The organism is Neobacillus sp. SuZ13 (assembly GCF_030123365.1).
Lineage (GTDB): Bacteria > Bacillota > Bacilli > Bacillales > Cytobacillaceae > Neobacillus.
The window spans coordinates 3,040,579-3,066,505 of record NZ_CP126107.1; the positions used below are offsets into that span (position 1 = coordinate 3,040,579).

Sequence of the window (25,927 nt, forward strand, 5' to 3'; positions counted from 1 at the left end):
GGCAATGAAGAGAAAAAGTAAAATGATATTGTTTTTCACCAGAGAGCTTCGGTAGCTGAAAAGAAGCAAAACGTTCATTTGAACAATGGTCTCTGAGCTTCGTACTGAACGTACAAATTTTGTATTAGTAGAATACGACGGGATTTGGCACTCGTTATCAATGTCACAGTATAAGAGTAGCATTTAATAATACTCCGTACTTGTTGAGGCAAAAAGTGTGAGCTATTTGCAAATTAAGGTGGTACCACGTGGAAATTCAAACCTCGTCCTTAACTATTACAGTTAAGGCGAGGTTTTTTTGTTTTCAAAATTAAAATCATATGGGAGGTTTTTATTAATGAGTATTTTTATTGGTGGGGCTTGGGCTTATGCGAACGGCTCATTACATTTAGGTCATATTTCAAGTTTGTTACCTGGCGATATTCTTGCGAGATATTACCGTTTAAAGGGAGAAAATGTTTTATATGTTTCGGGAAGCGATTGTAATGGAACTCCTATTACAATTAGGGCAAAACAAGAAGGTGTAACTCCAAAAGAGATTGCGGACCGTTATCACCAAGAATTTGAAGATTGTTTTGCAAGATTAGGATTCACATATGATACCTATACAAGAACAGACACAACACATCACCATAAAATCGTTCAAGAGATATTTTTAGAGTTGCTTGACAAAGGATACATCTATAAAAAGGAAATTGAACAAACCTATTGTGAATATGATCAGCAATTTTTACCTGATCGTTATGTTGAGGGTATCTGTCCTCATTGTGGTGCAAATGCTCGTGGCGACCAATGTGATGCTTGTTCAAGCGTGTTAGAACCACTTGAATTGCTTGATAGAAAATGTAAAATATGCGGGAATCCGCCTACAACAAGGTTCACAGAGCATTTTTACTTTTCTTTAAGCTCTTTCCAAAATGTCTTGGAAAACTATACTCAAGAAGCAGATGACAAGAACCTATGGAGGGAAAATGCTATTTCTCTTACGAAACGCTATTTAAAGGAAGGATTGCAAGATAGAGCCGTTTCGAGGGATTTGCCTATTGGGGTAAGTGTTCCAGTTGCTGGATATGAAGATAAGAAAATCTATGTTTGGATTGAGGCTGTATCAGGATACTATACAGCAAGTAAACTATGGGCGAAGGAAACAAATAATGATGACTCAACGTTTTGGAATACCTCCGCTCAATCTTATTATGTTCACGGGAAAGATAATATCCCTTTCCATTCGATTATATGGGCTGGAATTCTTGCTGGTCTTGGAAAAGAACCATTGCCAACGCATATTGTTTCAAACGAGTATTTGACTTTGGAAAAGAAAAAATTATCTACAAGTAATAATTGGGCTGTTTGGGTTCCAGATATTTTAGAAAGATACGAACCAGATTCTATTAGGTATTTCTTAACAATAAACGCACCAGAGAACCGAGATGCTGATTTTTCTTGGAAAGAGTTCATTTATAGCCATAATAGCGAGTTATTAGGGGCTTATGGAAACTTCGTTAATCGGACTTTGAAATTTATTGAAAAGTCAATTGATGGGTTAATCCCTGAAAAAGAAATAACTTCGAATATACAGGATAAAGTTAATCGTTTATATAAAGAAGTGGGTTATTGCATTGAAACCACTTCCTTCAAACAAGGATTGGAAAAAGTATTTGAGCTTGTTAGATTCTCGAACAAATACATTGATGAACAACAACCTTGGAAACAAATAAAGGATGATACCGAGTCTTGTAAACAAACTCTTGCGGATTGTGTTTATCTAATTGCAAATTTAGCTCATATCCTTACTCCATTCCTTCCTTTTTCAAGCGAAAAGGTAAAGGAAATGATAAATACATCAAAAACCGATTGGAGTGCGTTTTTTGTTAAATCGCAGCATTTGTCAAAAGTAGAACCATTGTTTGAACGAATAGACCCAGTAAGAATTGAAGAAGAGCTTGAAAGATTAAACCACCAAACTGTTTAAATAAAAGTTTATTTATACTAAAATAACAACCTTTATAGAGAATGTGAAAGATTACACTTAAACTAAAGGGTGCAAGATTTCAAGATTCAGCTGCCATACATAGGCGGCTTTTTCTTATTGTGTTAACGTGGCAGGTTGAAGAAGGAGAACTTCTTCTACAACTTAAAAAGCTAAAACTGGTATATTTCATTGACATAATCCACACTATATACTTCGAATGATAAATAGGAGGTAATAATAATGGCAAAACATGACCAACATCCAGATAATGTAGTTGAAAACAAGATGCAAGTGTTTAACAATCTAAACCATGCAGCAACACGTTATGTACAGACTGCCATTGAAAATGCATCAGAAACTGGACAGGATGCAACACAAAATTTAGTGAACAGCATCATAAGGAGAAAAAAGTAAAAAATAATTCTAAAATAAATATAGTTGAACGGTTACTCTACGCAAAATTGTGAAGAAATGTACTTAAGCTAACGGGTGCTAGAGTTTTATATCAAGCCATTCTGCTAAGTTGGTTTCATAATTTTGAGAGGTGCATTATTTTGTACTAATTGCAATTTATGAACGAAAAAGCAGCCATTATTAGTAATAGAAATTTAAAAAGGACATAAAAGAGTAGCTGACTGGTCACTCTTCTATTTGTGTATGGGATATGATCTTTTTTATTGGGGGTACCGCCAGCAAAACGTAGATTTACAACGTTAAGGATATTCTGGTATTAAAAATCCCAATCTCTCGGTGATAAAAATGAGAAATTGGGATATTATTATTCAACAATTGACCGATTGTTTAAAAACAACAACCTGTTCCAATAAAGAACATTATTGTTCAGTAAATGACTATTTTACCAAGAAAAAAGCCTTAATGACAAACAAAAAATCGCAACAAAATTATTTGACATAATGTATATTCCTATTATTATGACGCTTTGCACTTTTTCGTAAAGATTATCTCCCATCTCATCAAGTCCTGTGGCTAAACCTCCAAATTTTTTGCTTTTTTTCTCGCCATTAGACGCTTATAAAGAGGAAAGCCAAACATATAATACCCTGAGAAAGATAACAGGATTAGGGATAACCCTGTCATTGTTAGGATACTGTATCTATACCAATCACCAAAGTAGGATCCATCATGCAAAGTAATAAGGAAAGTTGAGTAATCTGGGTTTGTAGATAAAACTCTTCCCGTACTCGCATCGATTTGAACCCCTTGACTGTTATTAAAGCGAACCTGGTAAATATTTAAACCTGGTCTATATTCTATTCTAAAGATATCTTCAACCGATTTTACACCTGGAAGCCCCTGAGAGGTGGCAATGGACACGACCTTATCCATAGTTATAGATTGACTTGGACTCGCCTTTTTCCCCGTTCTTAACTCATCAGCTACTCCGAGTGGTAGCATATAAACAAGTATTAATCCTGTGACTGCAATGAACATAAAAAAAACAGATAGAATTAATCCAGCCCATTTATGTACTATTCGACTTATTTGATATAACTTTACAGCATTTGACATTATTCCCGTCACACCCCTAGTCTTATTTTTAATTAAATATCAGCAATCATACCGAAACCGAAACCGTTGTTGATTCCGTTATTGCCAAGTTTACAAATTCAAACTCTTTTAATTTCGATAATAATATTTGGAATATTCCCAATTAAACAGAGAATTAATGTGATTTTACGGTAAAAAATTGGGGTTGTCAATTATAATTTTCCATATTTTACTATATTAGTAAAATGCTTTGTTAATAAGGTGTTGTACTAAAGTAAAACTCTGAATTTATAATGGAAACAAACCATTTGAAAATAAGGAGGCAATAGAAGAATAAAAAGAAAGGCGACCAAAAGATAGAGAGGAGATTGTGAAGGAATGTACTTAAAGTAACGGTGCAGTTTAGTTGAATAAGGATTGATAAAATTTATTATAATTACAGTTATTAGGTTTTAAGGATGTGATAGCCTTGTGTGGAATAGATTTTGCAATGGGAGTAACCGATAAAGAAGCATCTAAGGCAGAAAAATATGTTCATTTTAACGAAAGAATACACGCTTACTTAATAAAAAAGGAAAAGGGTAATGGTAATGACTTTAATCTTCTTCTGAATCTTGACCCTTATCGGCAAACAATAATATATAGAGATAAGATTCCAGATTTAGTAGCAATATGCGAAGACTTAATTAATAAATACAATTTGACTTGTGAAAAAGAGCAAGAAATAAGCACTTTTGCACGAGAATTAAAGGAACTATGCGAAAATGCGATAATACAAAAGAAACATATATACGCTATTGGAGATTAGTTAATATTGATAATTACTCTTGTCTTCCAATTTGTTCACCAATGGGTGCAAGAGTTGTAGATCAGAGCTGTTAATATGGTAGCCCGTATTTTTCGACTAACGGGGCAGAATGGATAAAGAATAATTGGTAAAAAGGCAATCTCCTTCTGTCTTTATGGGCTTTACAAATTCGTAATCAAATAGGTGATTTTTTGTATGTTGGAAAAAAGGGAAGGCACAATAAATGAAATTGTATATGAATTTACTTCTTATCGTAATGGGAAGTACAGTATCTACCCAACCATTTCAGATTTGTATTTACTTTTGAATAAAATTATTCGTTCCAAAGTTACAACTGAATACATCAGAATCACACCATTTTATTTAAATGAAAAGGTTAAATTACAACGTGAATTTGATGAATATATGTTCTTTTTAGAATGTAGGGAACAGTTTACCGTCCAAGATGAGGAATTTCATATTTTAGAAAATTTAGGTAGGGATGCTAATTCTGTAACATCCGAAGAATATGAAACTGGAAAAATTCTTACCCCCTTGTGCAGATATGATGATCCAAAAACTTATATATCCTTACTCGAAGGATACCGTAAGTTTTTAGATATGATTTTACCTCGCTTATTTGAATTTGCGAAGATTGACTTGGAGCTTACTGATGAAGACTTGGCTTTCGGTTATTTTTGTTTTGAAATCCATAGTGAATAACTGTTTATGAAACATTGTACTTAAACTATCGGGTGCAGGTAAAGGTACCTGATCGCTGCGGCGGTCTTTTTTTCTTGTTGTGCTTGCGGAGCAAGTTAGTCAAAGAGGGGAAAGCCTAACCTTTTGGAGAAATTTAGAATAAAAAGGTGGTTTAAAGATGGAATTATATGAAAAAGTAGAAAACGTAAAGAGTCTAGAAGATTTAATCAAATTCATAAAGCACTTGAGAATGGATTTACAAACTAATAGGGCAGAGTGGGAGAATAATACACTTGAAGATTATTTAGAAGCTATGGAGGCTTGGGTTAAGGATATGGAAGGCTATTATTCGAATACAAATCAACCTGTTCCAAAAAAACCATCTTGGCAGACTATTGCTGACATACTAGTAGCTTCAAGGATGTATGAATGATATTCAACTAATTCGTGTTTTGTTAAGAATAATGATCGCTGTGGTGTTCATTTTTTCTTGTTGTACTAACGGAAGCAGGTTAGTACAAGAAGGACTGGGTAAAAGCACAGAACGATTTCCTAAAAGAGAATCGTTCTGTGCTAAACAATTAAATGAACTAGATGATTTTCGAGTAGATGACCATTGTTCCTGGAATAGTAATTATCATGATACAAAAGAGTACAATTAGCACCTGCGTTGCATCTAATGTTAAGAATTCAAAAGAACCTGTTGCAATAAATAAAACTAATATTGATAAAAAAAGAACAAAGTAGTTTATTGTCATTGATTTCCCGATTATTTCTTTTGCCCGTTCATCTTTAGGGAAAATGTTAGGTGATAAATATGCTAGAAGCAACTGATTTATCCCCAGTGCAAGTAACATAATTGCATCAGGAAATTCACCTTTTATTATGTCTTCATAGTTTAAATAGACACCCATTATAGTCAATAAAAAGCCTAAACATAAATAGATGATTCGATTTTCTTTTGACTTTTTAATACCAGCCATTGTTATTCCTCCTCATAAATAAAAATTTCTTCAATTTTGCAGTTAAAAACTCGTGAAAGCTTGAAGGCTAAAATAATTGAAGGATTGTATCGTCCTTTTTCTAGTGAAATAATCGTTTGTCTTGATACCTCTAATCGCTCAGCCAATTCATCTTGAGTAAAATTATGTTTTGACCGCATATTCCTAATATTATTTTTCATATTATCACCACTTAATGTGAAGTTAACTTTACGTTAAGTTCACTTTACATTGATTTTAATAATAAGTCAAGCTGGCTTTACATTGTTATTAAACTACGGGGGGTAGTTAAATAAGAGAAAGTTAAATTTTAGGAAAAACAGCTAGATTTTTCTGGCTGTTTTCTTTTTACTTAAAAATCAACATAATTATTTAACAGAGCCAGTAAAATAAAGTAATACTTGAAGCCACTTAATAAAAGGGGAGGTATTTTATGGGTGATAAGAATGTACGATGTGACTTTTGTAATGACTATTTCGAAGAAAATAACATCCTAGATACAGGCTATGAGTGGAAAGCATGCGAAGATTGTGCTGATGAGTTGATTAAGTGCGGATGCTGTAGCCAGTTGTTCCTATATGAGGAATTAAGTAAGGATAAAATAGATGGAATTTACTACTGTGAAAATTGTCCGTAGTAATAGATAAATTTAAAGGATAAGTTAAGAGTGGCTGAAATGGTCGCTCTTTTTTATGTGGATATTTAAGCAATTCCCTTTGTTTTATAATTTAAATTTACAGAAAACTTACATTGTGAAGGAATACACTTAAGCTAACGAAGCAGGTTAGTTTAAGAAAGAGATGAAATTCAATTTCACTTTTATGTCGCCTTTGACTCAAATTCTGAAAGAAAAAGAAAAAAAGCGTCTAAGTGACGCTTCTTGGGCAGTAAGTGTTGTGTTGTAAATATTTAACATTTTAAGGAGTACTTTATATTTTGGAAAAATAACGAAATGGAGATGGACAAACATGGAATTTAAAAAAATATTTTATGTTTCGTAAAAGACTAAATATTGTGCAATAAAATTGATTTTTTCTAATGTATTTTAGATAAGAACTTATGAAATAGAATAAATGGTGTTCTAAAAAACAAAACCATCCTAGAAAGGATGGCTTTGGAAAATGGACAAGAATTTTTTATATAACATCATATTCCGACCGCCAGAAAATGTATCTGGGATAGTTTCTCATTTTTAAGAATAACGGTAATAATTCCTTACTGATTATACTGAGGTTCTTCACCTAGAATTTCTTGAAGACGAGGTTCAAGGCTATCAAGCACGGATTGTGTTTGTTGTGCGGCTTGTTGATAAAGCTGTTTTGCATTTTGATTATCGGTAGCTAATGCAAAAGATTCAAAGCTTACCTGAGCACTTTTTAAACCTGCTAAAGCTTGTTTTACCTGTGTTCCAACTGTCATTTAAGAGTCCTTCTTTCGTTTGATTATTGAAAATCTACTCTGCTCGGTTTGTGGCGTTATTGTTGGCAACATTAGCACCTTCGCCAGCATTGTTGCCCACTGCACCTCCAGCAATTGCACCCGCAGCTGTGCCAACTGGACCCACAACTGAACCCACGACAGCACCCGCAACAGCACCGACTCCGGTTCCTACAGCCTTACTAGCGTTGTTATCAGTACGATTAGTTTCTTTGTTATCAGTCATCAATCTCACTCCTTGGTTTGTTATAGGGAACTGCTAATGCATTGTCATCGCAGTACCAAAACCTATTTTGCCCAAACGAGGACGATTTACGCAGAGGAATAAAATGAAGTTGTACGCCAGAAGAATGCAAAAGTAAGTGAATAGAAAACAAAAGTCTAATGGATGCTTTACAACAAAAAAAGGCGTCAGATTGACGCATCAATTTGAAACAAAAACATGTTGAAGGGTTTATGAAGGATTACTATGATTATGAGAAAAATGTTGAAATATGACAGACAAGCGGGATTGTAAACAACGATAATGTGCAACAAAAGTGAAGGTGTTTGTTTAACTAATGGGTGCAAGAGTTGAAGATTGGGACTACCGCAGCGATACCCCATTTTCAATTTTGAGGTAGTTTTTACCTTTAATAAAAATTAAATGTAGGGTGATTATATAGAAGTAATTTAAAACAAAAGGAGAGATTCCCATGACTCAAATTGATGTAAATCAACTAAATCGAGCAAAAGCAAATGTAACACTCACGCAGGAATTGTTAACTAAAGCAATTGAAAAGGTAAATTCAGATCCTACACTCGCTCAGGAAGCGATTAAACAGGCTTCGAACGAAATTTCGTCTGCTTTAACTGCCGTAACTCAAGTAGAAAAGTCATCACAAGCCCCATCGACAGAATTATAATATCGTTTTTGAATGAAATACTGAGAAAAGTAGTTGTAAATCCCCGTGACAATGTCAGGGGATTTTATTATAAGGATTAATTGCTGATTGTTCTTAAACTACTTACATAGGCAAGGTATTGTACTTAAACAAACGGGTGCAAGAGTTGAAGAACACGGCTGTCATTGAGGCAGCTTTTTTTATTGAGCTAACGTGGCAGTTTAGATTAAAAAGGAAAAGTTGTAAAGGAAAACAAAAAGAGTCTAGAATTCCCCCAAGCTCTTTTGAAAAGTCTTAATTCACTACTTATTTTAAAAATAACTTCTGTAATGATATACCATTACAACCAATGTGATGATGGTATAGGCAAGTGATGTGAAAAAAGTAATATTAGGTTTAAATTCAAACTTCTGCCCTTCCATTTTTATTCCTGTTGTTCCTTGGATGGTCATATCCATATGACGTGATGTAAAACCACCTTTAGAGTTAGAAAACCAAATAATAACTGTGCCTATCATTCCAATAAGAAACGAATAATCAATGAATTTTGTATGGGTAAGATAGGTTAAGCCAAAACTCAACCCTAATAAAACTAATAAAGTAATTAAAATGTTTAATATAATCTTCATATGTTGTTTATCCCCCTTTTGGATTTATCTGTATATTTAAACGATAACATAAAATGGATATTATGGATATAAAGTGTCATTCGTTGTTCTACTAACGGTACAGTATAGTTGAAGAAGGAGTTGTCCTGTATAATTAGCATTAACCACCGAAGTTAAAGGAAGGTCTAAAAATGAACACTGATATTTTAATCCCACTAATTCCTTTTTTACTCGGATTATTTGGAATTATAATAGGGTTTACTTACACTAAGGAAGATAGAAAAAATGATAAAGAACTAAACGGGCTCTCATCTCGTACATCGCAGAATTTATTCCTGTTTGGCTATATCGATTTAGATTTATTTTTATAGGTATCATGTTAATTGCCTTTGCAATTATTGGTTGGATGTAGGATTTTATATTTTTTGTAATACAACTTACGGGATCTTGAGTTAAACAATTAGCTGCCAATATTGGTGGTTTTATAATTCCACTATATTTGATTTACGAAAGGTTATAATGATGATTTCAAATTTATTATTGGATTTACTTATTACAGTGATTATTATTTATGTTTTTGTCCGAGGAAAAAAATCGGAAAAGATTTTAGTAGTTTGTTCAGCCATATTTCTCATAGTTAATTCATTAGGATTTGGGTATTATATTTCGAATATTTCAGGATACTTATATTCAATTGTTTCGAGTGTGTCGATAGCAATAATTTTTATTAATACAATCAAAAGAAAAGATTTTGTATGGAGTGTTGTTTCCTTTTTGGTATTACTTTTCTTCTTTGTAAACCTAATAACATTATTATTTGTTTTGCTTTAAAAAATTAAGAAGCAAGAGCGAACTCATATTTCTTATTGAGCTAAAGGGTGCAAGAGTTGAAGGCCCAGCCGCCATTTGGTGGCTTTTTCTTATTGAAGTAACGAAGCAGTTTAGTTGAAGATGCAATGCTATAATTATTATCAAATCGATTATTTATGTAGACAAATCCAAACCTTTTTCTGATACCTTGAATTCGATTTAAATGAAAGCGAGAATTAGTAAATGAACATAATGGACTATCTTAGGGGAAAGTTTCCAACTGTCGAATTAATCCCAAGCATTTATTATCAATGGGACATTGGCATCCACTTTTCACTTGGTGGGGAAATCTATCAATTCAAAGATAATGATGATCTCAATCTTGATCGATTTCGACTTGTATATAAGCAAACCTCAACAATTTTCAATGAGTTGTTTGAGCAAAACGACGAATTGTTCTTCGTGACGAATGTTTATAAGCACAAAACAAAAGAGAAACATACTAGAAAACTGAAGGTATATCAGCCGTTTCTGAAGTGTAAAAATAGTTTGAATCGAATTCAGGTGAAAACGTACCCTTATCCGTTCGAGTTGGATAAAGCAGAAGAATTCGAGCTGCAACAATTTTCCTTGCTGTGTAAGCGAGGAGACATACGTGTGAATGAATTACTTAAGGCAGCGAGTAATGAAGATTTTCCATTGAAACCAAAGTTCGGTAGGTACTCCATCGATTATCCCGATGTTTTCTTAGTGAACATCACAAAAGACATTATTTTCTTTGTCTACGACGACCGAGGGTGCGAAGTTATAGCCCGTGAAACAGATCGAATACGTCCACTTTATGAGAAATACTACGATTGGGTAGAAGAAGTTGATAGAAAAAGGATTGAACAAGGGTTAGGAAGAAGAGGATTGAAAAAATGAAAACAATCAAAGTATTCATCTATTTTCTCTTGTTCAAATAACGGGTGCAAGAGTTGAAGATTGGGATTGCAGCGGCGATCCCATTGCTTATTCAGCTTATGAAGTAGTTTAGTTCAAGAACGAAAATGATAAATTTAGAATATATCGTATAAATTTCAGTGTTAAAGAGGTCGAGTATGAGAGAAGAAATTAAATCTCAATTAGGAAGATTAGAGGGTTTGAAATTAGAGTATGCAGGAAGGCATCTAACCTCTTTTGGCTTGGTTTTGGGGATATAGTTCAAATCATCCGAAGAGGCAGAACCGAGAAAACTGCAGAATACGCTTTACATATCCAATGTTCGTGGAGAATTACTTTAGGAAACAAAATTGTTGTTGCTTCTAGGGATTTCTATTCTCCAAACTCACAATGGGATGAAAAAAATGGAGATTTCGATTGGGATATACAAGGTAACAACAGATTTGATGAACGTATTAATACTTTTATAGGAGACAATGGACAAATAAAAGTATTACAAATTGATTCTGATGAAGTTGGTGGATTAAATTTCACTTTATCTGGGGGTTACAAGTTAGAAGTATTTCCAGATAGTTCAGAAGACGATAAACAAAGCGAACACTGGAGATTCTTTAATCGAAAAGAAAACAATCCTCATTTTATTGTTACTGGGAATGGAATTGAAAAAGTTTGAACTTCAACTAACGGGTACAAGAGTTAAAGACGGGGATCGCTGTGGCGATCTTTTTGCTTGTTGAGCTAACTGGCAAGTTAGTGAAAGAAGGAATTTATTCAGATATTGAAGAATTTACTGGATTAAGCGAATGCAGGAGAAAACGTATGTTTAATATGAAGTGTCGAAAGAGGGATACCGATAGAATCAATAATTAAACAATTATTTGAAAGTACAGATGATGAATTAAAAATTACAACTGTTAGGTATTTATATGAAAAATCGCATTAATTTTAGCACTAAGAAAATAACGCACAATCACTTATGTCCTTACTGATTGAAGTGCGATTTTTGTGGCTATAATGCTTATCTCCGTTAGATTTTTGGCAAATATCAACGAAGGGAAGATTCTAGGGGAATGTTAGGTGGGCTAATTGTATTTTTAATAGGTCTAGCTTCTTTTATAGCCCTATCTGTGTATATCTACAAAGAACTTAAGTCAGATGATTCTAAAACATCAAAGAAAGTGCTTTTTGTATTTTTAGGAATACTTGATACCTTTTTTGGTTCTGGAGGTGAATTAGTAGGCTTTGCTTTAATAATATCACTTGCAGCTATCCTTATAGGTCTTGCGATGATGGGAGTTTTTCATTAATATAGCGATAAAAATGATTTATAGTAACGGGTGCGATGCTGTAACAAGTCACGCTTTTCCTTATTCAAGTAATGAGTAAGTTAACTTTTCGATTAAATCCGAGGCGATAGAGAAAATGTGTAGCAGGAATAAATTTACGATAGAATACAAGTAAATTAAATGGAAATAATAAAAAAAATTATTGCAAGGGTAATATTGGAGTTGTCGGTAGAGTATGCAATTGCTCATAAGTTCATGTATCGCTTGGATAACAATCATTTTATTTTCGATTATACCCAAAAAGCTGTCTATACTCGATTTTGTCTTTTTATACTGTGTTCTACTATGCCTTACCTCAACTTCGTTTACAATTTTTGAGTTGAATTTTAATATTATTACCTTTCCAATGCTCGGTGTAAACTTGTGGGCAGTCACGATATATCGTTTGGTTACGTCTCCACTTCTAATCCTGATGATTTTTAATGCTTTACAGCCTTCAGAAGAAAGAAAAACAAATTGGACCTTATCCATTGCCATTTGGATAGGGCTCACCACATATGATTGGACACTCGACCATTTTAAAATTATCAAGTATCAAATTTTGTACGTATGGACCTCAATTGGAATAGCATATTTGTGTTTAATCTTAATTACATGGGGGTTGTTGAAGTGGTACAAAAGGTTTGATTATATCCAGAAAGAGGAGCATACATGATAGCTACAATCGTTTACGATAATCGATTCAATGCTAATGAATGGTTTGGTATTATTGGATTGTGCATTGGACTCTTTTTTATGATTAAACTTCCGTCGCGTTTCCCAAGAAAAATTGCGATTCTATTTTTTTTATGTGGTTTAACCTTCGGAACATTAGCCGACCATTACATAGGCACAACCCCAAAGAGTTTATATGATACTGGTAATACATCCGATTTTGACCTTACAGATGTTCCCTCTTTATTAATGTACGGTCCATTCAGTTATTTGTTTTTTTACATTTATGATTTCATTAAAATCAAAACAAATTTTATTCCAATATACATTTTATTCTGGTCGTTGGCTTCATCACTTTTCGAATGGCTGGGGGGGTAGCAGGTCTTTTTCACTACAATAATGGCTACTGGATTGGGATTTCGTTTATGATATACCTTTTGGTTCACTCAATTTGGATTATTTTTTATCACATTATTTACCAACATGAAAAAACTTTGAAAGTTTAACCCTACACACAAAAGTATAAAGATTACATCTATCGGAAGATGTGCCGATTGCGTTTTTTTATTTGTGAATGTTTTCACTTAAACTATCGGGTGCAAGAGTTGAAGAAATGATTGCTGAGGCGGTTGTTTTTCTTGTTGTGCTTACGGGGCAGTTTTGTTGAAGAAGGAATTAATTATTAATGCCTCATTTGACACAGAAAGCGACGAAAAAGAAAAAAACAGAAAAAGTATCACCCTTTTCCTGTTTGATCTTTGATATCCAATAGTAACCGAATAATAACAAAACTAAATATAGTCGAAATGAAAGCAGCGACCAAGCCTAGTGAGATAATGGTACTGTCTTTGTTTTTCTTAAACATAAGTTTCTCCTTTGTAAAACAATTGTAAAGTTAGTTTATCCAAGTATAACCAATTATTTGCAACTAGTTCATAAATACTTACGTCATTGAACGAAGAAAATGTGCAGTAAATGAGAAAGGGCTTGTTAAACTAACTGGGTGCTTATGTTAAGGAAGGGATCGCTGCGGCGGTCTTTTTTGCTTTTTGCGCAAACGTGGCAGTTTAGTTCAAGAATATTTTTTCCAATATTTGTATAATTATTCTTATAAATACGATGTTGAGGAGGAACCTCGTTGATCCAAAACAGATTAGGATGGTTATTTTTAGGGTTTGCTGGATGCTTTGGCTTGTTATTTATTTTGATGGCTGGGGAAGGCAATGGGTTAGTAAATTGTCAAATTGATGGGACTATGCAATTAAACTTCTTAGGAATAAAGATTGCCGAAGATATTTCGACAACGGAAACTTGGAATCAGTTTGGAACATATTTTTATCTATGGAGTATATTACCGTTTGTATTAACGATTGTCTGCTATCGAAAGTTTTTAAAACTGGTCCCAACTAAAAACAAATCCTTCGCCTAATAACCGTAGCCGCCACCTTGGCGGCTTTTTCTTATTAAACTAACGAAGCAGGTTAGTTCAGGAAAATAATGCAAAAAATTCCAATGCATAGGACTGATTAATGTTATTATTTAGTAAAGGGGTGGTTGTATGAAAGATGAGAATAAACCATTTAATGATGCGATAGACCATTTTAACGAGATTGAAGGAAATGCTGGTAACCCTTCTAATGCTAAGATAAACAAGTTACCAAAACCATTAAAAATACTTTGGATACTTTATGATTGGTTTCATTTCATTATCCATTTTGTTAATGATTTTATTAAATTTATTAAATTAACTAATACTGACTGGTGGCTTTTTCTAACGGGTGCTTTAGTTCAAGAAGACAGGGGCTGCCCTAATGAAGATAATTGGAGAAGATAATGTGAAGATAGATATGGTATTTGATTATGAGATGGGTAATAATTTAACTTCAAATATACAAGAATTGTTAAGCGAATGTTTTCAAGAAGACTTTCCAAAAAACAGAATTTATTTTAAACAATTACCTCATTTTAGATTTGTAGCTTTTAACCAAAAAAATCAACTTGTAGGACATGTAGGAATAGATTACAGAGTGATGAATCTTAATGGAAATCCTATAAAAGTGCTTGGTCTAATTGATTTATGTGTCACCCAAAACACTCGCTCACAGGGGATAGGTTCGATGTTACTTTTAGAAATTGAACAGTTTTGTTGCAATAGAAATATTGATTTTTTATTGTTATTTGCTGACAACGAATCGTTGTATTTAAAAAATGGATACAGGTCAGTTACGAACAAATGTAAATGGTTAAAAATTGACCATGAAAGTCAAATTACAAGGGGTATAGGTTATGAAGTAATTGAGGGATTAATGATTAAAGAAGTTGGTAAGTATGGTTGGCGCGAAGGAGATCTAGATTTTTTAGGCTATCTTTATTAAGCTAACGGGTGCAATAGTTTAAGATCACAGCTGCTTCGGCGGCTTTTTTTCTTGTTCCACTAACGGGCAGGTTAGTTCAATATGTATTATTAATGGACTAATATTTTCTATTATTCTAGTTAAGAGTTATTTATATTAGTAAAATAGCAATAAGAGTCGTATCAGATTTTACAAATTTTCTTAAAAAAACAGGAGAAGAATTTATGATTGAATTACTGCATTTTCAACAAGGAGATTGTCCCTCTTATATAAAAAAACAAATTATATCTTTAATGAGACAAGAATGGCCACAAGCGTTTGGCGATAATGACGAGGAGATACATTGGCCAGATAGTATAGAGACTCAACCAACTTCTTTAGTGTTTGTCGAAAACAATATTGTAATTAATCATGTTGCTATTCCTTGGAAGTATATAAGTCATAAAGGTCAAAAGTATAAAGCTTTTGGGTTAAGTGAAGTCATTACGAATTCATCTTTCCGTAAGCAGGGATTCGGTTTAAGGCTTATAAAAGAAGCTTATTCACTTATTGAAAAGAACAATCCTGATATTAGTTTATTTACTTGTGAACCTGCATTAGTGCATCTCTATACAAAAGGTGGTTGGGAACATAAACAAAACATAAACCTCATCGGAGGTACACGAAATCAACCTTTTCGAAGTGATTCGTTAGGGCTGTGTACCATGATAAAACTATTTTCAGCTAAAGCTCAAATTAAACTTCTTACTTTTGAAGAAACTGACGTTTATCTTGAGTTAGGTGAACGGAAGCTATGGTAGAGTTTATACAATCAAAGTTTGTAATTTCTTATTAAAGAATTGAATCAGGAGTAAAAAATATATAGATTGTGAAACATTGCACTTAAAGTAACGGGTGCTTGAGTTCAAGAAGGATCGCTTAGGCGGTCTTTTTGCTTGTTGTGCTGACGAAGCAGTTTAGTTGAAGAAGGGAACACTTATAAAAAACCATACAAAATAAAAATGGTGCTCCACAACAGTGAAAGCACCTATATTACGCACTAATCCCAGATACGGATTCTTGGAACACCTGCGGTTCTTAAATAATCTAATAACTGACCAGTATGAACAGATTCGTGGTACGCAATGCGTAGGAGCATATCCCCCAGGTCTCTTATGTATCCTGCATCAGAACGGTCAATTTTAATATTTGTTAAGTCTTCTTCAGAAAATGATCTAATTGTACTTATGAATTGATTACGATAGGGTTCGGCATATTCCAATTCAGAATTTACAGAGGTATAAGGTCTGTTTTCAAAAGGAGAATTAAAAACGGATAAACTTCCTTGATTTTTAATTGCCAGGTGATAATAATGTTCGCTTTCCAGTACGTGCCTGACCATTTCTAGGCAATTCATTGCTTCATTATCTGGCTTCCAACTTAGTTTTTCTTCAGGAATAGATCTCCAGACTTTTATGCTTCTTCTTCTAACTTCATTTAAGTTTAAAATAATTAATTCAATTGAATTCATAAAAGTTCCTCCTTTGATAAGCATATATTAATTATACACGAATGAACGTTCGTGCCAATCTGTAGGAGGATTATTTTACAATATTTAGTTATACGTTACACGAACGGTGCAAGAGAAAGAGGTGCTGCGATTTAAAGGACTCTTTCATTGTTGTTGAACTACCATGAAAATTAACTTCTGTAATTCAAAGAAAAAGGCAATACTGAAGAGGACGCAGCTCATTAGTTTTTTTAAAAGGGGAGAGCGCCAATTTCATTGATCTATGGTAATAAAGTGAACTGGATTAAGAAGCTTTAAGTTCTTCGATCGTAACGGTGTACCCTAAACTTTCGAGTCGTCTCAGAGAATGCCGAACAATTGATTGTTGTCTCTGCTTGTCAAAGTAGTCTTCGCCTAAGTCTACATACATTTCTTTTCTGGTTAAGAGATAATAAGAGATACGTAACATTGCGTGAGCGACTACAATACCAGCACGTTTCTTGCCTTTTCGTGATGCTGTACGCCTATACAGTGCTCCGAGATAGTTTTTGGATCCTCTTACTGAATGAGCTGCTTCGGTTAACGCCGATCTTAAATACTTATTTCCTTCTTTAGTTTTGGCTGATTTTCTTTTTCCCGCACTTTCGTTTTGACCAGGCACTAATCCTGCCCAAGAACACATATGAGCTGCAGTAGGGAATTGTTTTTTTACATCAGTCCCTATTTCAGAAAGGATTTGCTCAGCCATTCTGGTCGCTATACCAGGAATAGAATCCAGGCGTGCCACATCTTCTTGATGAGAACTGACTCTTTCTGCAACCTCCTTATCAAGCATTTCGATTTGCTCAGTCAGAAAATCAATATGAACTAAAATGGTTTTTAACATGAGGCGTTGATGTGAATTGATATAGCCTCTTAGGGCGAGTTCCAGCTCTTCTTTCTTCTTTTTCATAGTGCGTCGTGCAAAGTTTGCTAGTTTTTCAGGATCCTCCTCACCATCGGCTATGGCATCAAGCATATCCCGAGCCGAAACACCCAGAACGTCGGAAACAACAGATCCCAATTTAATGTTCGCACCTTCTAAAACCTTCTGGATTCTGTTATGTTGCCTGGCTCGCTCTTCGATAATACTTCGGCGATAGCGAACTAGCTCACGCAGTTCACGTTGATTTCGATCTGGAATATAACTTGATTTGAGTAGTCCGTGGCGAAGAAGCTTGGCAATCCATTCTGCATCTTTCACATCTGTTTTGCGTCCTGGAACTGCCTTCATATGTTGGGCATTCACAACTAAAAACTTAATATCCTCAGCTTCAAGTAAATTCACAATCGGCTTCCAATAAACACTTGTGCTCTCCATTGCGACATGGGTACAACTATGTTGTTTAATCCAGTCAACCAACTGTAATAGAAATACAGTTTTAGTAGAGAACGTTTGAATCTCCTTTCCTTCAGGTGTCACAATACATGCAGTAATATTGTCCTTATGGACATCCATACCACATGCTCTTTCAATGACTACATCCATTGAAAACATCCTTTCTACGGCGATCGTTATGATTAGAGGCTGGTGCATCAACCAGAATAGGATTAATCTACCATGTGTGCTTCCCGTAAGGGAGCGACAGTCAGTGGTGCACCGTGGTCGTTGGAGTCAGACTAACGGATGGGCTCTAACGCACCATAGTTCATCGACCTTCCTCTCCCAGCCGTAGAATCAGTATTGACGGATTCAAACAATTTTCATTCTCTGTGGTGAAGCGCTGATTTTTGCGCTGGCTAACGGGTGCATTACTGGAGCAGCGGTAATGCTTTTTCTTATTGAAGTAACGGTGCTGTATAGGGAGAGAAGCTAGGAAGAAATTTTATAAAAGCTAAATACACGTAATGGGTAGTATTCATCGAATTTATAACAAGAAAACAACAAAAAAAGTAGTAAACAAAAATTGAGGAGGTATTGTAGTGAACCAACACCAAATCATAATTACTCAGTATAATCCCAAGTACGCTGAACAAACAGTGAAAATGTGGCGAGATAGTAGGGAACAGGCAATTGGTCAGAAAGAAATTCATAGCTTTGAAAATCACGTTTATTTTTTAAATAATATATTACCTGAACAGTGTCAATTAAATTTAGCTTTAATTGACAATAGAGTAGTTGGAATGATTGCTTCTAATAAAACGGAAATAAACCAACTTTATATTCATATAGATTATCAAGGAATGGGTATAGGTCAAACATTACTAGATAAAGTAAAAGCAAAATCAAGTGGGAGATTAACATTATATACATTTGAAGTAAATGAAAATGCACAACGATTTTATGAAAAGAATGGATTTAAAATCATTGGTAGAGGACACGAAAATGAAGAAAATTTACCTGATATTCAATATGAATGGATATCAAAATAAACAATGCTAACGGAGACTACAGGTATAAAAAAGCTATAGGAAAAGCAATTGCTTAACTGAAAAATGTCGGTTCTTTATTGTGTTGGTCGAAACACTAACCCAAGATTGTGAAGTGATGTACTTAAACTAACGGGTGCGTTAGTTTAACAAGAGAAAGTAGTTAAGATCTTCAACAACCGGGCGCATTTCTGAAGTAACGAAAAAAGTCCAATTTCTCAATTTTAATACTGAGAAATCGGGCTTTTTAATATTGTAATTTCCTTAACGTTATAAATCCACATTTTCTGACGCTCCCCCTCAAAGTAAAAGTAATAATATAGATTAAAACAAAATAGATTTGGTTCTACAAATTGTAGTGCCGAGTCTATTTTTATTTTTATTTTTCACTTTATCAATGTAAAAGGCATAGTTTAGTCAAATTAAAATGCTGCTAATAGTAATGAGGCGGTATCCTCCGCTAAAAACATAAAAAAGCTAGCTATACCAGTTTTTTGAGGATGTTTTCTACCATTGCATTAATATCTTCATTTTCAGTGCTTTGCAAGTACTCGGGGTTTAGGACCTGGGTTTTCTTCGCTACATAATAATCGAATATAGCCTGTTTCAATGACAATTCTTCTTCCACTAAAAAGGCTGTATTCACCAATTTCCCTAGTACAGTTTCATCCTGAATAATTAAGATTGAGGGATTCAATTGATTAAAAACTTCTGCTTTCATGCCATTTCGATAAAAGGTATGAATGGCAGAAAGTTGTTCTTTTCTTGATTGCATCTTTTTTTCATAAAGATGTCTACAGCTTGTTTTTAAATCAGACAGATAAATATCTGAAGCATAGACAGCTGAAAAAACAGCTTGTTCAAACACTTTTTTGAAACGAAGTGGATAAGATAACTCTTCATTGGAAATGGTTTGACCAGCTTCATTTATATAATCAATACAGAGATTAGTCAGCTCCATAATAATGTCTTCCTTCGAAGAAAAGTAGTTATACAAGGAAGCCCGGCTTAAATTCATCGTTTTTGCGATATCTTGAATGGTAAGGGAAAGGAATCCTTGAGTCCGAACGACATGGATTAACTTTTTTACATAGGCTTTTCTCATCATCTGTCTTTCTTCAGGTGCAATTTTTCTCAAACTACCACTCCCTTTATCAGGAAATTATATCATAATCCAATGGTGTTCATTCAAATTCTGATATTCCAATTCTTTTCAGTTTACAACTAAAAGAAAGTGGAGTAAGGTTATAGGCAGTTAATATTTTAGACACTTTACGATATTTTTGTCTAAAATGAATAAAAGTATTTAAAGAACTCAAATATTATAAACAACACTTATAACGAAAAGAGGAGAATATAACAATGACTTCTATGACTACAACACAAATAACGAATAATTTTAATAAAATTGTGACAGAACGCCGTTCCATTAAAAATTATGATAAATCTGTAAAAATCAGCCATGAAGAAATGACAGAAATTCTTACATTAGCAACACGTGCTCCTTCTTCTGTTAATATGCAGCCATGGCGCTTTCTTGTGATTGAAAGTCCTGAGGCAAAAGCAACACTTGCCCCACTGGCACGTTTTAACCAAACTCAAGTTGAAACCTCATCAGCAGTTATTGCTGTATTTGGTGATTTGAAAAATTTTGAGAAATTTGAAGAAATTTACGGTGCAGCTGTAGAGAAGGGATTTATGCCTTTAGAAGTAAAAGAAGGTATTCACGCTTCCTTTTCAGGCTATTTTGAAACGATTTCACGAGAAGCTATGGAAGATATTGTTTTAGTAGATGGCGGTCTTGTATCCATGCAGTTCATGCTTGCTGCCCGCGCTTATGGATACGATACAAATCCAATCGGCGGATTTGAAAAAGACAAAATTGCAGAAGCATTTGGATTGGATAAAGATCGTTATGTTCCGGTTATGTTAATCTCTATTGGTAAAGCAGCAGATAACGGACATCCATCAGTTCGTCTGCCTATTGATCAAGTAGCGCAATGGAAGTAATGAAATTTAAATAAGAAGGGATTGACGTTCGATGATTATTATTCATGCAACATTCCATATAAATCCAGCGAAACAGGATTTGTTTCTAGAGGAAATTCAGCCGTTAATTACTGCCTCAAGAGAAGAAAACGGAAATATTTCATATCGCCTTCAAAAAGATACAGAAAACGAAAATGTATTTACGATGGTGGAAGTTTGGCAGGATATGCAAGCTGTTTCCAATCATAACTCAAGCGAGCACTTTACCAAGTTCGTAGCAAATGCAAAGGACTTTTTGACTGCCCCTTTAGAGGTTAAAGCATTTGAGGGGCAGCTATTAAAATTATAGATTTCGGACTCTTAAATAGAATGAAATGGTGAACCGTATCATAAGTAAATAAGGTTTTTTTCCAAAAAGCAAACAAGCCTACTCAAGAGCATTAAATCTTGAATAGGCTTATTTTGATTTTAATTAAATATCCCCGCTTTTTTAGAAAAGGGACTAAAATTGGCAATAAGGCAGCTACCAAAAAAAGCATTCTTATAATGGAATCCCACTGTTAATCCCAAGCAAACTAATCAATAAACGAACCACTCCATATTACCGTTGCCCGCTATATTATATCCAGTAAAAATGTATAAAAGGCAATGCGTATAATTTTTATGCAAATAAAACGCCCAGATAATACTCTGAAGAAAATTTAATCGCTAGTTGCAATATGTAATAAGCTTTCACTTTTTCCGGATGAATATGAACTTTTTGTTAATTTCCCCTACAAAAAATAAAGGAAAAACGTGGAAATACTATTGAATATGTTCTTTAGAGCTCGACTTAATAAAATTTCCTTTCATATAATTAGAAGGGAGTTGTATTTACGCTATAAGATTGTGAAGATTTACACTTAAAGTAACGGGTGCTTGAATTCAAAAGGGCGCATTAAGTTAATGGAAAAGCAACTAAAGGAAGGGTTTGTATAATTATTTATATTATTGAATAAATATTCATTATATGTTAATATAACAATAGTTTAAATTCTTCTGAGTTTAGACCTCCTAAATGAACTTAGCCTAGACCACTAAGTTCCACTTTGACCTTTGATTTTATAGATCAAAGGTATTTTTTTGTTTGGATATTGTTGTAAATTGGACTCTTTCTACATAATTTTAATTTAAATTGAAAATAGTTTTGTGAAATTTTGTACTTAAACTAACGTGGCAGGTTAGTTGAAGAAGGTATTTGTATTCATTTCTAGAATATACATAATTAGGAAATTAGAGGGTGGGAGTTTAAATGTCTCAATTTTTTTTAATCTTAGGGATAGTCGGTATTATTATTTCTGGAATTTTTATGGGGGTATGGACTAATGGACAACAACAGAGAGCAAATTTTCATTCAGAAACAGGAGAACATAGAAACTTCAGAACTAAATTAGCATTGTATTCGGGTTTGGCAGGAGTAATCTCATTGGGGATTTCTGGATTAATATATTTACTATAAGGACGGACGTTTTCTTAAAGATCTGGCTGCTAATTATGCAGCCTTTTTTTCTTATTGAACTCCCATGAAAATAAAACCTGAAAAAGGGCATGAAAAAATAGACCCAGCAAAACCAGTTTTTAAAAAAAGGCTGAGCCTCTTGAAGGATCGTATATAGATTGGCTGGTAAATCGACTTGTGAAACCTTTCTACTTAAAATGGATAAGTTAAAGCTGGCGCAACAACCAGAAAAAGGATTAATCTCCCATGAGTGCTACCCCTAAAGGGTGCGACAGTCGGTGGTACACCGTGGTCGTTGGAGTCAGACTAACGGATGGGCTCAAAGGCAACATAGTTCAAAGACCTTCTTCGCCAGCATTAAAACAGTATAGACTGCCTGATCCATTTTCATTCTCTGTGGTGAAGCGATGATTTTGCGCTTCATGGATGGCTAACGGGGCAGGTTTGTTCAAGAAGACCTGTAAATATAATGGGCACAAAAATCTAATTAGGATAAAATTTAGTGAGTGGCATTTAAAAAAAGAGGGTGAGTTCGCTGATTTTAAAAGATATAGATTTAGACTTAACATATAAAGAAAATAAGGCTTTTATTGAAGAAATTGTAAATAAACAAAATATGCCGGAAAGAGATGCAATACGTCTTGATTATGAGATGAATTGGAAAGAGAAGCGAATGAATTTTCGGGATGAGATTAGATGTATTGCCGAGTTATATCTACATCATTTGGGTGAATTTCAAACGCTAATCGTAAATATTTATACTAAAACGCCAAATAATGGCGTTTTTTAAGTCTTAGAGGACATCATTCAATCGCTTCATCTGTTTTTACTTAATGTTCTGGTGGAGCAATAACCGGGTCATTGGGGGCATTTGAGTTTGTTGAAACATTAGCGGTTGCTCCCGGTGATTCACCACCGTCTGAAATGGAGCCTGCAAAAGATGGAATACCTTCCCCGCCTTTAGTCGGTTGAGCTGCTGTTTTTAAACCTGTTATATTTTTCATTTCTGGCATGTTTTCACCTCCTTTATAATAGTTTGCACATTTAAAATATTTTCTATTATGAATGAAACAATCTAGTTATAAGGTTACATTCGCGGAAATTAGGAGAACCCTTGATCCATAAGGGATTGAAGTATAAATCTAGTTTACGCGCGACCAATAAAAATACTTGTCCTGTCTTTTCGAAGAGAAACAAGGCTTGAGACATACTATCCACCATATCATCATGTTTGTAATTCGGAAAACTGACACTTCTTTAACGAAATCATAATATGTACCGTTATTTTTCTTTTCTTATTAAGGATACGACTAATAAATCTTTAATTGGTATATCCGATACTAAAAATGACTTTTTATATTGAAGATATTTTTTAACTATTTCTTCATAAGTTCCTTTATCCTTAATAAATTCAGGGCTGTAAATAAAACATTTCGCATGTTGAATTTGTGTAAACATGGTGTCAGTATAAATTTTATCTGTTCTTTTAAACGGTTCATAGCAGACCATGCAATGCGGTTGTACTTTTTCCTTTTCCACCTCCCTTCACAATAAAAATATACAACCTTGGAAAAGAGGATTAAATATAAAATCCCAAAAGTTTATTATTAATTCACATGTTCGATTACCGTCAATTCTTTACACCTATCTCCCTTCTATTTTCTAATTCTACTTACCTAAAAACTTTTCCTAATGGTTTAAGTATCCCCATTGCTTAAAAACGTAACAGAAACGCTTCTATGAAAAAAAGAGAGAATTTACATGAGGTTTATATTAAGTAGGGAATTGACGGTAAGAGGTTCGCTGCTTTGTAAATAATCAAGATTGTGAATATTTGAACTTAAACTAAAGGAGCAGGTTAGTTCAACAAGAAATTCATAAGTCATGGTTGTTTCATATGTCCGTAATGCCTTTTATAAGTGGATTTTTAATATAATGTTTGGTTACATTAAAAAAATGGAACAAATTCGGAGAGAGGTGAGATTTACATATGTCTTCGAAGAGGCATAAATTATTAAATATATTTTTAATACTGATACCCTGGTTATCGTTGCTATTCATAGGTAAGCGTAGTATCAAACGTTATTCTTTAGCGAGTGTTTTTATAGCTATTTTTGAAATTATAAATCATTTGTATGGACGTAAGAGGAAATGGTGGGAATTTTACGATAAGCCAAAATCTTTTATAAGGGATGAACTTCCTTTTGATATTGGTCCTTATTTTCCTATGTCTTTGTGGTTCCTTAAATTTTCATATGGAAATTTCAAAAAATTTGTATTGATTAATGCCATAGCGAATGGACTATTTGCTTTTCTCTTCATGCCTTTCTTAAAAAAAATTAAAATTGTTCGTCTAAAAAGGTTAAACTATTTTCAATTCTTTATATACATACATTACAAAGCGTATATATTGTATGCGATCCAGTATTTGTTTGGAAAAGTGACAGGTTATAACGGTGTACTCAATAAATGGAGCTAAAGATACCCAACTAATGGGTCCAAGAGATAATGATGGGGATCGCTACGGCGATCCCGTTTTCTTATTGTACTAACGGGGCAGTTTAGTTTAAACAGATACGGATACTTTCTGTGGACTTGTATATTGAGATTTGAAGTAAAAAAACTCGCCAGGGGCGAGTTTGGTTGATGTCAATTTGATTCTTTTTTCAGTCTGAAGGTATAAGGAACAAAAGGGCTTTAGATATTTATTTTGCTAATTTTACAAGCATATGAGCTAATTTGTGTTGTTCCTCTTCGTTTCCTACCTTCCAGAGCTCCTGGAGGAGAATTTCCTCACGGTTTTGAGGTTCAGTATTTTTAGCAAGATAGTCGGCAACCTTTTCAGCACTTTTCGCCAATTGCTCTTCATTCATGCCCAGTTTTTCCCCTACTGATATTTTGTTGTGTAGGTATGATTTAAACTCATTAAAATTTTCCAACTTGTCATACATTTCGCTATTGTCCATGTTTTTTACGGCTTCTTCAGCTTTGTTAGGATTTGCTTCATTATTGTTAAACATGTAATATCCCTCCATTTTGTTTAAGTCCCTTAATGTATACCCCTTAGAGAAATGTTCAAACTGAAAGAGCGGTGTAACAATGTAGTTTTCAGTTATCTTATGGTAAAAAAATTTCGTTTAATCAGGTCACTTTTGAACACCTTATTGAGCTAACGTGGCAGGTTAGTTTAACAAGGGATGTTATAATTAGGATAAAAAAAGCAACTTATTTTAAATAATTTAAACTGAGGTATACAGAATGTTTCTAGAAAAGCACGAACCAGTACAAGGTGAGGAATTTACTTGGTTTGATGAAAATGGAAACGCTGTTGAAATTGAAGAAACAAATATAATGTCACAATTATCCATGATAAATAGGTTGTAACTTTTCAATTGTTTTGTCGTTTTTTTTATCAATAGGGTATGCGGGGATTTTGTATACAAAAAAGATTTTCAAACTAAAAAATCCGATTTCCTAAATTATTGAGGAATCGGATTTTTTGATTTGTCTTATTACATAATCTGCCCTATGGTTTT

Annotated in this window: 35 protein-coding genes and 1 other annotated feature (1 of these 36 cut by a window edge); of the genes, 22 read left to right on the plus strand and 13 right to left on the minus strand. The window is 33.9% G+C overall.

Annotated features, from left to right (window positions below):
* Window positions 1-274, plus strand: a binding site (T-box leader); it begins 5 nt to the left of the window's first position.
* A gap of 63 nt (window positions 275-337) precedes the next feature.
* Window positions 338-1,972, plus strand: coding sequence for a methionine--tRNA ligase (gene metG / locus QNH17_RS14900; protein ID WP_283879394.1), 1,635 nt, complete (start codon window positions 338-340; stop codon window positions 1,970-1,972).
* A 240-nt stretch (window positions 1,973-2,212) separates the two neighbouring features.
* Window positions 2,213-2,386, plus strand: a complete 174-nt coding sequence (locus QNH17_RS14905; protein ID WP_283873172.1) for a hypothetical protein — start codon at window positions 2,213-2,215, stop codon at window positions 2,384-2,386.
* Window positions 2,387-2,959: 573 nt separating this feature from the next.
* Here QNH17_RS14905 and QNH17_RS14910 read toward each other — a convergent pair.
* Window positions 2,960-3,502: a PepSY-associated TM helix domain-containing protein gene (locus tag QNH17_RS14910; RefSeq protein ID WP_283873174.1), complete on the minus strand. Its 543-nt coding sequence runs from the start codon at window positions 3,500-3,502 to the stop codon at window positions 2,960-2,962.
* 448 nt (window positions 3,503-3,950) lie between these two features.
* Between QNH17_RS14910 and QNH17_RS14915 the strand changes: the two genes are divergently transcribed.
* The 3 genes from QNH17_RS14915 to QNH17_RS14925 all read left to right on the plus strand — a co-directional run bounded on the left by QNH17_RS14915 (window position 3,951) and on the right by QNH17_RS14925 (window position 5,403).
* A complete protein-coding gene (locus QNH17_RS14915) occupies window positions 3,951-4,289 on the plus strand; it encodes a hypothetical protein (protein WP_283873176.1) in 339 nt (112 codons plus the stop codon).
* Window positions 4,290-4,484: 195 nt separating this feature from the next.
* The gene (locus QNH17_RS14920; RefSeq protein WP_283873178.1) at window positions 4,485-4,991 is read left to right on the plus strand and encodes a hypothetical protein; all 507 of its coding nucleotides are present in this window, start codon (window positions 4,485-4,487) and stop codon (window positions 4,989-4,991) included.
* A gap of 157 nt (window positions 4,992-5,148) precedes the next feature.
* Window positions 5,149-5,403 (plus strand): DUF7660 family protein, encoded by a 255-nt coding sequence (locus QNH17_RS14925; RefSeq protein ID WP_283873180.1) that lies wholly within the window; start codon window positions 5,149-5,151, stop codon window positions 5,401-5,403.
* Between the two features lie 157 nt (window positions 5,404-5,560).
* Here the strand turns inward: QNH17_RS14925 and QNH17_RS14930 are convergent, their stop codons facing one another.
* Together QNH17_RS14930 and QNH17_RS14935 are read right to left on the minus strand one after the other, a co-directional pair.
* Window positions 5,561-5,953 (minus strand): hypothetical protein, encoded by a 393-nt coding sequence (locus tag QNH17_RS14930; RefSeq protein WP_283873182.1) that lies wholly within the window; start codon window positions 5,951-5,953, stop codon window positions 5,561-5,563.
* A 2-nt stretch (window positions 5,954-5,955) separates the two neighbouring features.
* Window positions 5,956-6,153, minus strand: a complete 198-nt coding sequence (locus QNH17_RS14935) for a helix-turn-helix transcriptional regulator (protein ID WP_283873183.1) — start codon at window positions 6,151-6,153, stop codon at window positions 5,956-5,958.
* Between the two features lie 251 nt (window positions 6,154-6,404).
* Between QNH17_RS14935 and QNH17_RS14940 the strand changes: the two genes are divergently transcribed.
* Entirely contained in the window at window positions 6,405-6,608 is a 204-nt protein-coding gene (locus QNH17_RS14940) for a hypothetical protein (protein ID WP_283873184.1), read from the plus strand.
* Window positions 6,609-7,186: 578 nt separating this feature from the next.
* On the opposite strand, the gene QNH17_RS14945 is transcribed toward QNH17_RS14940, so the two are convergent.
* A complete protein-coding gene (locus tag QNH17_RS14945) occupies window positions 7,187-7,390 on the minus strand; it encodes a DUF1657 domain-containing protein (protein WP_144556147.1) in 204 nt (67 codons plus the stop codon).
* Window positions 7,391-7,424: 34 nt separating this feature from the next.
* Window positions 7,425-7,634, minus strand: coding sequence for a hypothetical protein (locus tag QNH17_RS14950; protein ID WP_283873187.1), 210 nt, complete (start codon window positions 7,632-7,634; stop codon window positions 7,425-7,427).
* 469 nt (window positions 7,635-8,103) lie between these two features.
* Between QNH17_RS14950 and QNH17_RS14955 the strand changes: the two genes are divergently transcribed.
* Complete coding sequence (locus tag QNH17_RS14955; RefSeq protein ID WP_260871875.1) at window positions 8,104-8,313, plus strand: hypothetical protein; 210 nt, start codon at window positions 8,104-8,106, stop codon at window positions 8,311-8,313.
* A 290-nt stretch (window positions 8,314-8,603) separates the two neighbouring features.
* On the opposite strand, the gene QNH17_RS14960 is transcribed toward QNH17_RS14955, so the two are convergent.
* Window positions 8,604-8,921 (minus strand): hypothetical protein, encoded by a 318-nt coding sequence (locus QNH17_RS14960; RefSeq protein ID WP_283873188.1) that lies wholly within the window; start codon window positions 8,919-8,921, stop codon window positions 8,604-8,606.
* Between the two features lie 170 nt (window positions 8,922-9,091).
* On the opposite strand from QNH17_RS14960, the gene QNH17_RS14965 reads away from it, so the two are divergent.
* The 5 genes from QNH17_RS14965 (at window position 9,092) to QNH17_RS14985 (ending at window position 13,030) form a co-directional block, all read left to right on the plus strand.
* Window positions 9,092-9,271, plus strand: coding sequence for a hypothetical protein (locus QNH17_RS14965; RefSeq protein ID WP_283873189.1), 180 nt, complete (start codon window positions 9,092-9,094; stop codon window positions 9,269-9,271).
* Window positions 9,272-9,953: 682 nt separating this feature from the next.
* On the plus strand, window positions 9,954-10,634 hold the full coding sequence (locus QNH17_RS14970; protein WP_283873191.1) for a DUF3885 domain-containing protein: 681 nt from the start codon (window positions 9,954-9,956) through the stop codon (window positions 10,632-10,634).
* A 732-nt stretch (window positions 10,635-11,366) separates the two neighbouring features.
* Window positions 11,367-11,522 (plus strand): hypothetical protein, encoded by a 156-nt coding sequence (locus QNH17_RS14975; protein ID WP_283873192.1) that lies wholly within the window; start codon window positions 11,367-11,369, stop codon window positions 11,520-11,522.
* A gap of 200 nt (window positions 11,523-11,722) precedes the next feature.
* Window positions 11,723-11,959: a hypothetical protein gene (locus QNH17_RS14980; protein ID WP_283873194.1), complete on the plus strand. Its 237-nt coding sequence runs from the start codon at window positions 11,723-11,725 to the stop codon at window positions 11,957-11,959.
* Between the two features lie 690 nt (window positions 11,960-12,649).
* Complete coding sequence (locus QNH17_RS14985) at window positions 12,650-13,030, plus strand: hypothetical protein (RefSeq protein ID WP_283873195.1); 381 nt, start codon at window positions 12,650-12,652, stop codon at window positions 13,028-13,030.
* A 358-nt stretch (window positions 13,031-13,388) separates the two neighbouring features.
* On the opposite strand, the gene QNH17_RS14990 is transcribed toward QNH17_RS14985, so the two are convergent.
* Window positions 13,389-13,517, minus strand: a complete 129-nt coding sequence (locus QNH17_RS14990; protein WP_260871857.1) for a hypothetical protein — start codon at window positions 13,515-13,517, stop codon at window positions 13,389-13,391.
* Window positions 13,518-13,790: 273 nt separating this feature from the next.
* On the opposite strand from QNH17_RS14990, the gene QNH17_RS14995 reads away from it, so the two are divergent.
* From QNH17_RS14995 to QNH17_RS15010, 4 genes are all read left to right on the plus strand, one after another.
* On the plus strand, window positions 13,791-14,081 hold the full coding sequence (locus tag QNH17_RS14995; RefSeq protein ID WP_283873196.1) for a hypothetical protein: 291 nt from the start codon (window positions 13,791-13,793) through the stop codon (window positions 14,079-14,081).
* A gap of 129 nt (window positions 14,082-14,210) precedes the next feature.
* Window positions 14,211-14,486 (plus strand): hypothetical protein, encoded by a 276-nt coding sequence (locus tag QNH17_RS15000; RefSeq protein WP_283873198.1) that lies wholly within the window; start codon window positions 14,211-14,213, stop codon window positions 14,484-14,486.
* On the plus strand, window positions 14,464-15,027 hold the full coding sequence (locus QNH17_RS15005) for a GNAT family N-acetyltransferase (protein ID WP_283873200.1): 564 nt from the start codon (window positions 14,464-14,466) through the stop codon (window positions 15,025-15,027). Before QNH17_RS15000 ends, QNH17_RS15005 begins: the two co-directional genes overlap by 23 nt.
* Window positions 15,028-15,230: 203 nt before the next feature.
* Window positions 15,231-15,806 (plus strand): GNAT family N-acetyltransferase, encoded by a 576-nt coding sequence (locus QNH17_RS15010; RefSeq protein WP_283873201.1) that lies wholly within the window; start codon window positions 15,231-15,233, stop codon window positions 15,804-15,806.
* 239 nt (window positions 15,807-16,045) lie between these two features.
* Here QNH17_RS15010 and QNH17_RS15015 read toward each other — a convergent pair whose 3' ends face one another.
* Window positions 16,046-16,516 carry a DinB family protein gene (locus QNH17_RS15015; RefSeq protein WP_283873203.1) on the minus strand — a complete coding sequence of 157 codons (471 nt, stop codon included), beginning with the start codon at window positions 16,514-16,516 and terminating at the stop codon, window positions 16,046-16,048.
* Between the two features lie 283 nt (window positions 16,517-16,799).
* Window positions 16,800-18,023 carry an IS110 family RNA-guided transposase gene (locus QNH17_RS15020; RefSeq protein WP_283873204.1) on the minus strand — a complete coding sequence of 408 codons (1,224 nt, stop codon included), beginning with the start codon at window positions 18,021-18,023 and terminating at the stop codon, window positions 16,800-16,802.
* Window positions 18,024-18,457: 434 nt separating this feature from the next.
* Between QNH17_RS15020 and QNH17_RS15025 the strand changes: the two genes are divergently transcribed.
* Complete coding sequence (locus QNH17_RS15025) at window positions 18,458-18,907, plus strand: GNAT family N-acetyltransferase (protein ID WP_283873206.1); 450 nt, start codon at window positions 18,458-18,460, stop codon at window positions 18,905-18,907.
* Window positions 18,908-19,385: 478 nt separating this feature from the next.
* Here QNH17_RS15025 and QNH17_RS15030 read toward each other — a convergent pair whose 3' ends face one another.
* The gene (locus QNH17_RS15030; RefSeq protein ID WP_283873208.1) at window positions 19,386-20,042 is read right to left on the minus strand and encodes a TetR/AcrR family transcriptional regulator; all 657 of its coding nucleotides are present in this window, start codon (window positions 20,040-20,042) and stop codon (window positions 19,386-19,388) included.
* A 233-nt stretch (window positions 20,043-20,275) separates the two neighbouring features.
* Here QNH17_RS15030 and QNH17_RS15035 point away from each other — a divergent pair, with 233 nt between their 5' ends.
* The 3 genes from QNH17_RS15035 to QNH17_RS15045 all read left to right on the plus strand — a co-directional run bounded on the left by QNH17_RS15035 (window position 20,276) and on the right by QNH17_RS15045 (window position 22,391).
* Window positions 20,276-20,914 (plus strand): nitroreductase family protein, encoded by a 639-nt coding sequence (locus QNH17_RS15035; protein ID WP_283879513.1) that lies wholly within the window; start codon window positions 20,276-20,278, stop codon window positions 20,912-20,914.
* A gap of 31 nt (window positions 20,915-20,945) precedes the next feature.
* Window positions 20,946-21,242 (plus strand): putative quinol monooxygenase, encoded by a 297-nt coding sequence (locus tag QNH17_RS15040; protein WP_283873209.1) that lies wholly within the window; start codon window positions 20,946-20,948, stop codon window positions 21,240-21,242.
* A 942-nt stretch (window positions 21,243-22,184) separates the two neighbouring features.
* A complete protein-coding gene (locus QNH17_RS15045) occupies window positions 22,185-22,391 on the plus strand; it encodes a DUF5316 family protein (RefSeq protein WP_283873210.1) in 207 nt (68 codons plus the stop codon).
* An 830-nt stretch (window positions 22,392-23,221) separates the two neighbouring features.
* Here the strand turns inward: QNH17_RS15045 and QNH17_RS15050 are convergent.
* Window positions 23,222-23,404 (minus strand): hypothetical protein, encoded by a 183-nt coding sequence (locus QNH17_RS15050; protein WP_144549427.1) that lies wholly within the window; start codon window positions 23,402-23,404, stop codon window positions 23,222-23,224.
* 268 nt (window positions 23,405-23,672) lie between these two features.
* Window positions 23,673-23,930, minus strand: coding sequence for a hypothetical protein (locus QNH17_RS15055; RefSeq protein WP_283873214.1), 258 nt, complete (start codon window positions 23,928-23,930; stop codon window positions 23,673-23,675).
* Window positions 23,931-24,381: 451 nt separating this feature from the next.
* On the opposite strand from QNH17_RS15055, the gene QNH17_RS15060 reads away from it, so the two are divergent.
* A complete protein-coding gene (locus QNH17_RS15060) occupies window positions 24,382-24,870 on the plus strand; it encodes a hypothetical protein (protein ID WP_283873216.1) in 489 nt (162 codons plus the stop codon).
* Window positions 24,871-25,096: 226 nt separating this feature from the next.
* On the opposite strand, the gene QNH17_RS15065 is transcribed toward QNH17_RS15060, so the two are convergent.
* Complete coding sequence (locus QNH17_RS15065) at window positions 25,097-25,411, minus strand: DUF3243 domain-containing protein (protein WP_283873217.1); 315 nt, start codon at window positions 25,409-25,411, stop codon at window positions 25,097-25,099.
* A gap of 238 nt (window positions 25,412-25,649) precedes the next feature.
* Here QNH17_RS15065 and QNH17_RS15070 point away from each other — a divergent pair, with 238 nt between their 5' ends.
* A complete protein-coding gene (locus QNH17_RS15070) occupies window positions 25,650-25,775 on the plus strand; it encodes a hypothetical protein (protein ID WP_283873218.1) in 126 nt (41 codons plus the stop codon).
* Window positions 25,776-25,927 lie beyond the last annotated feature (152 nt).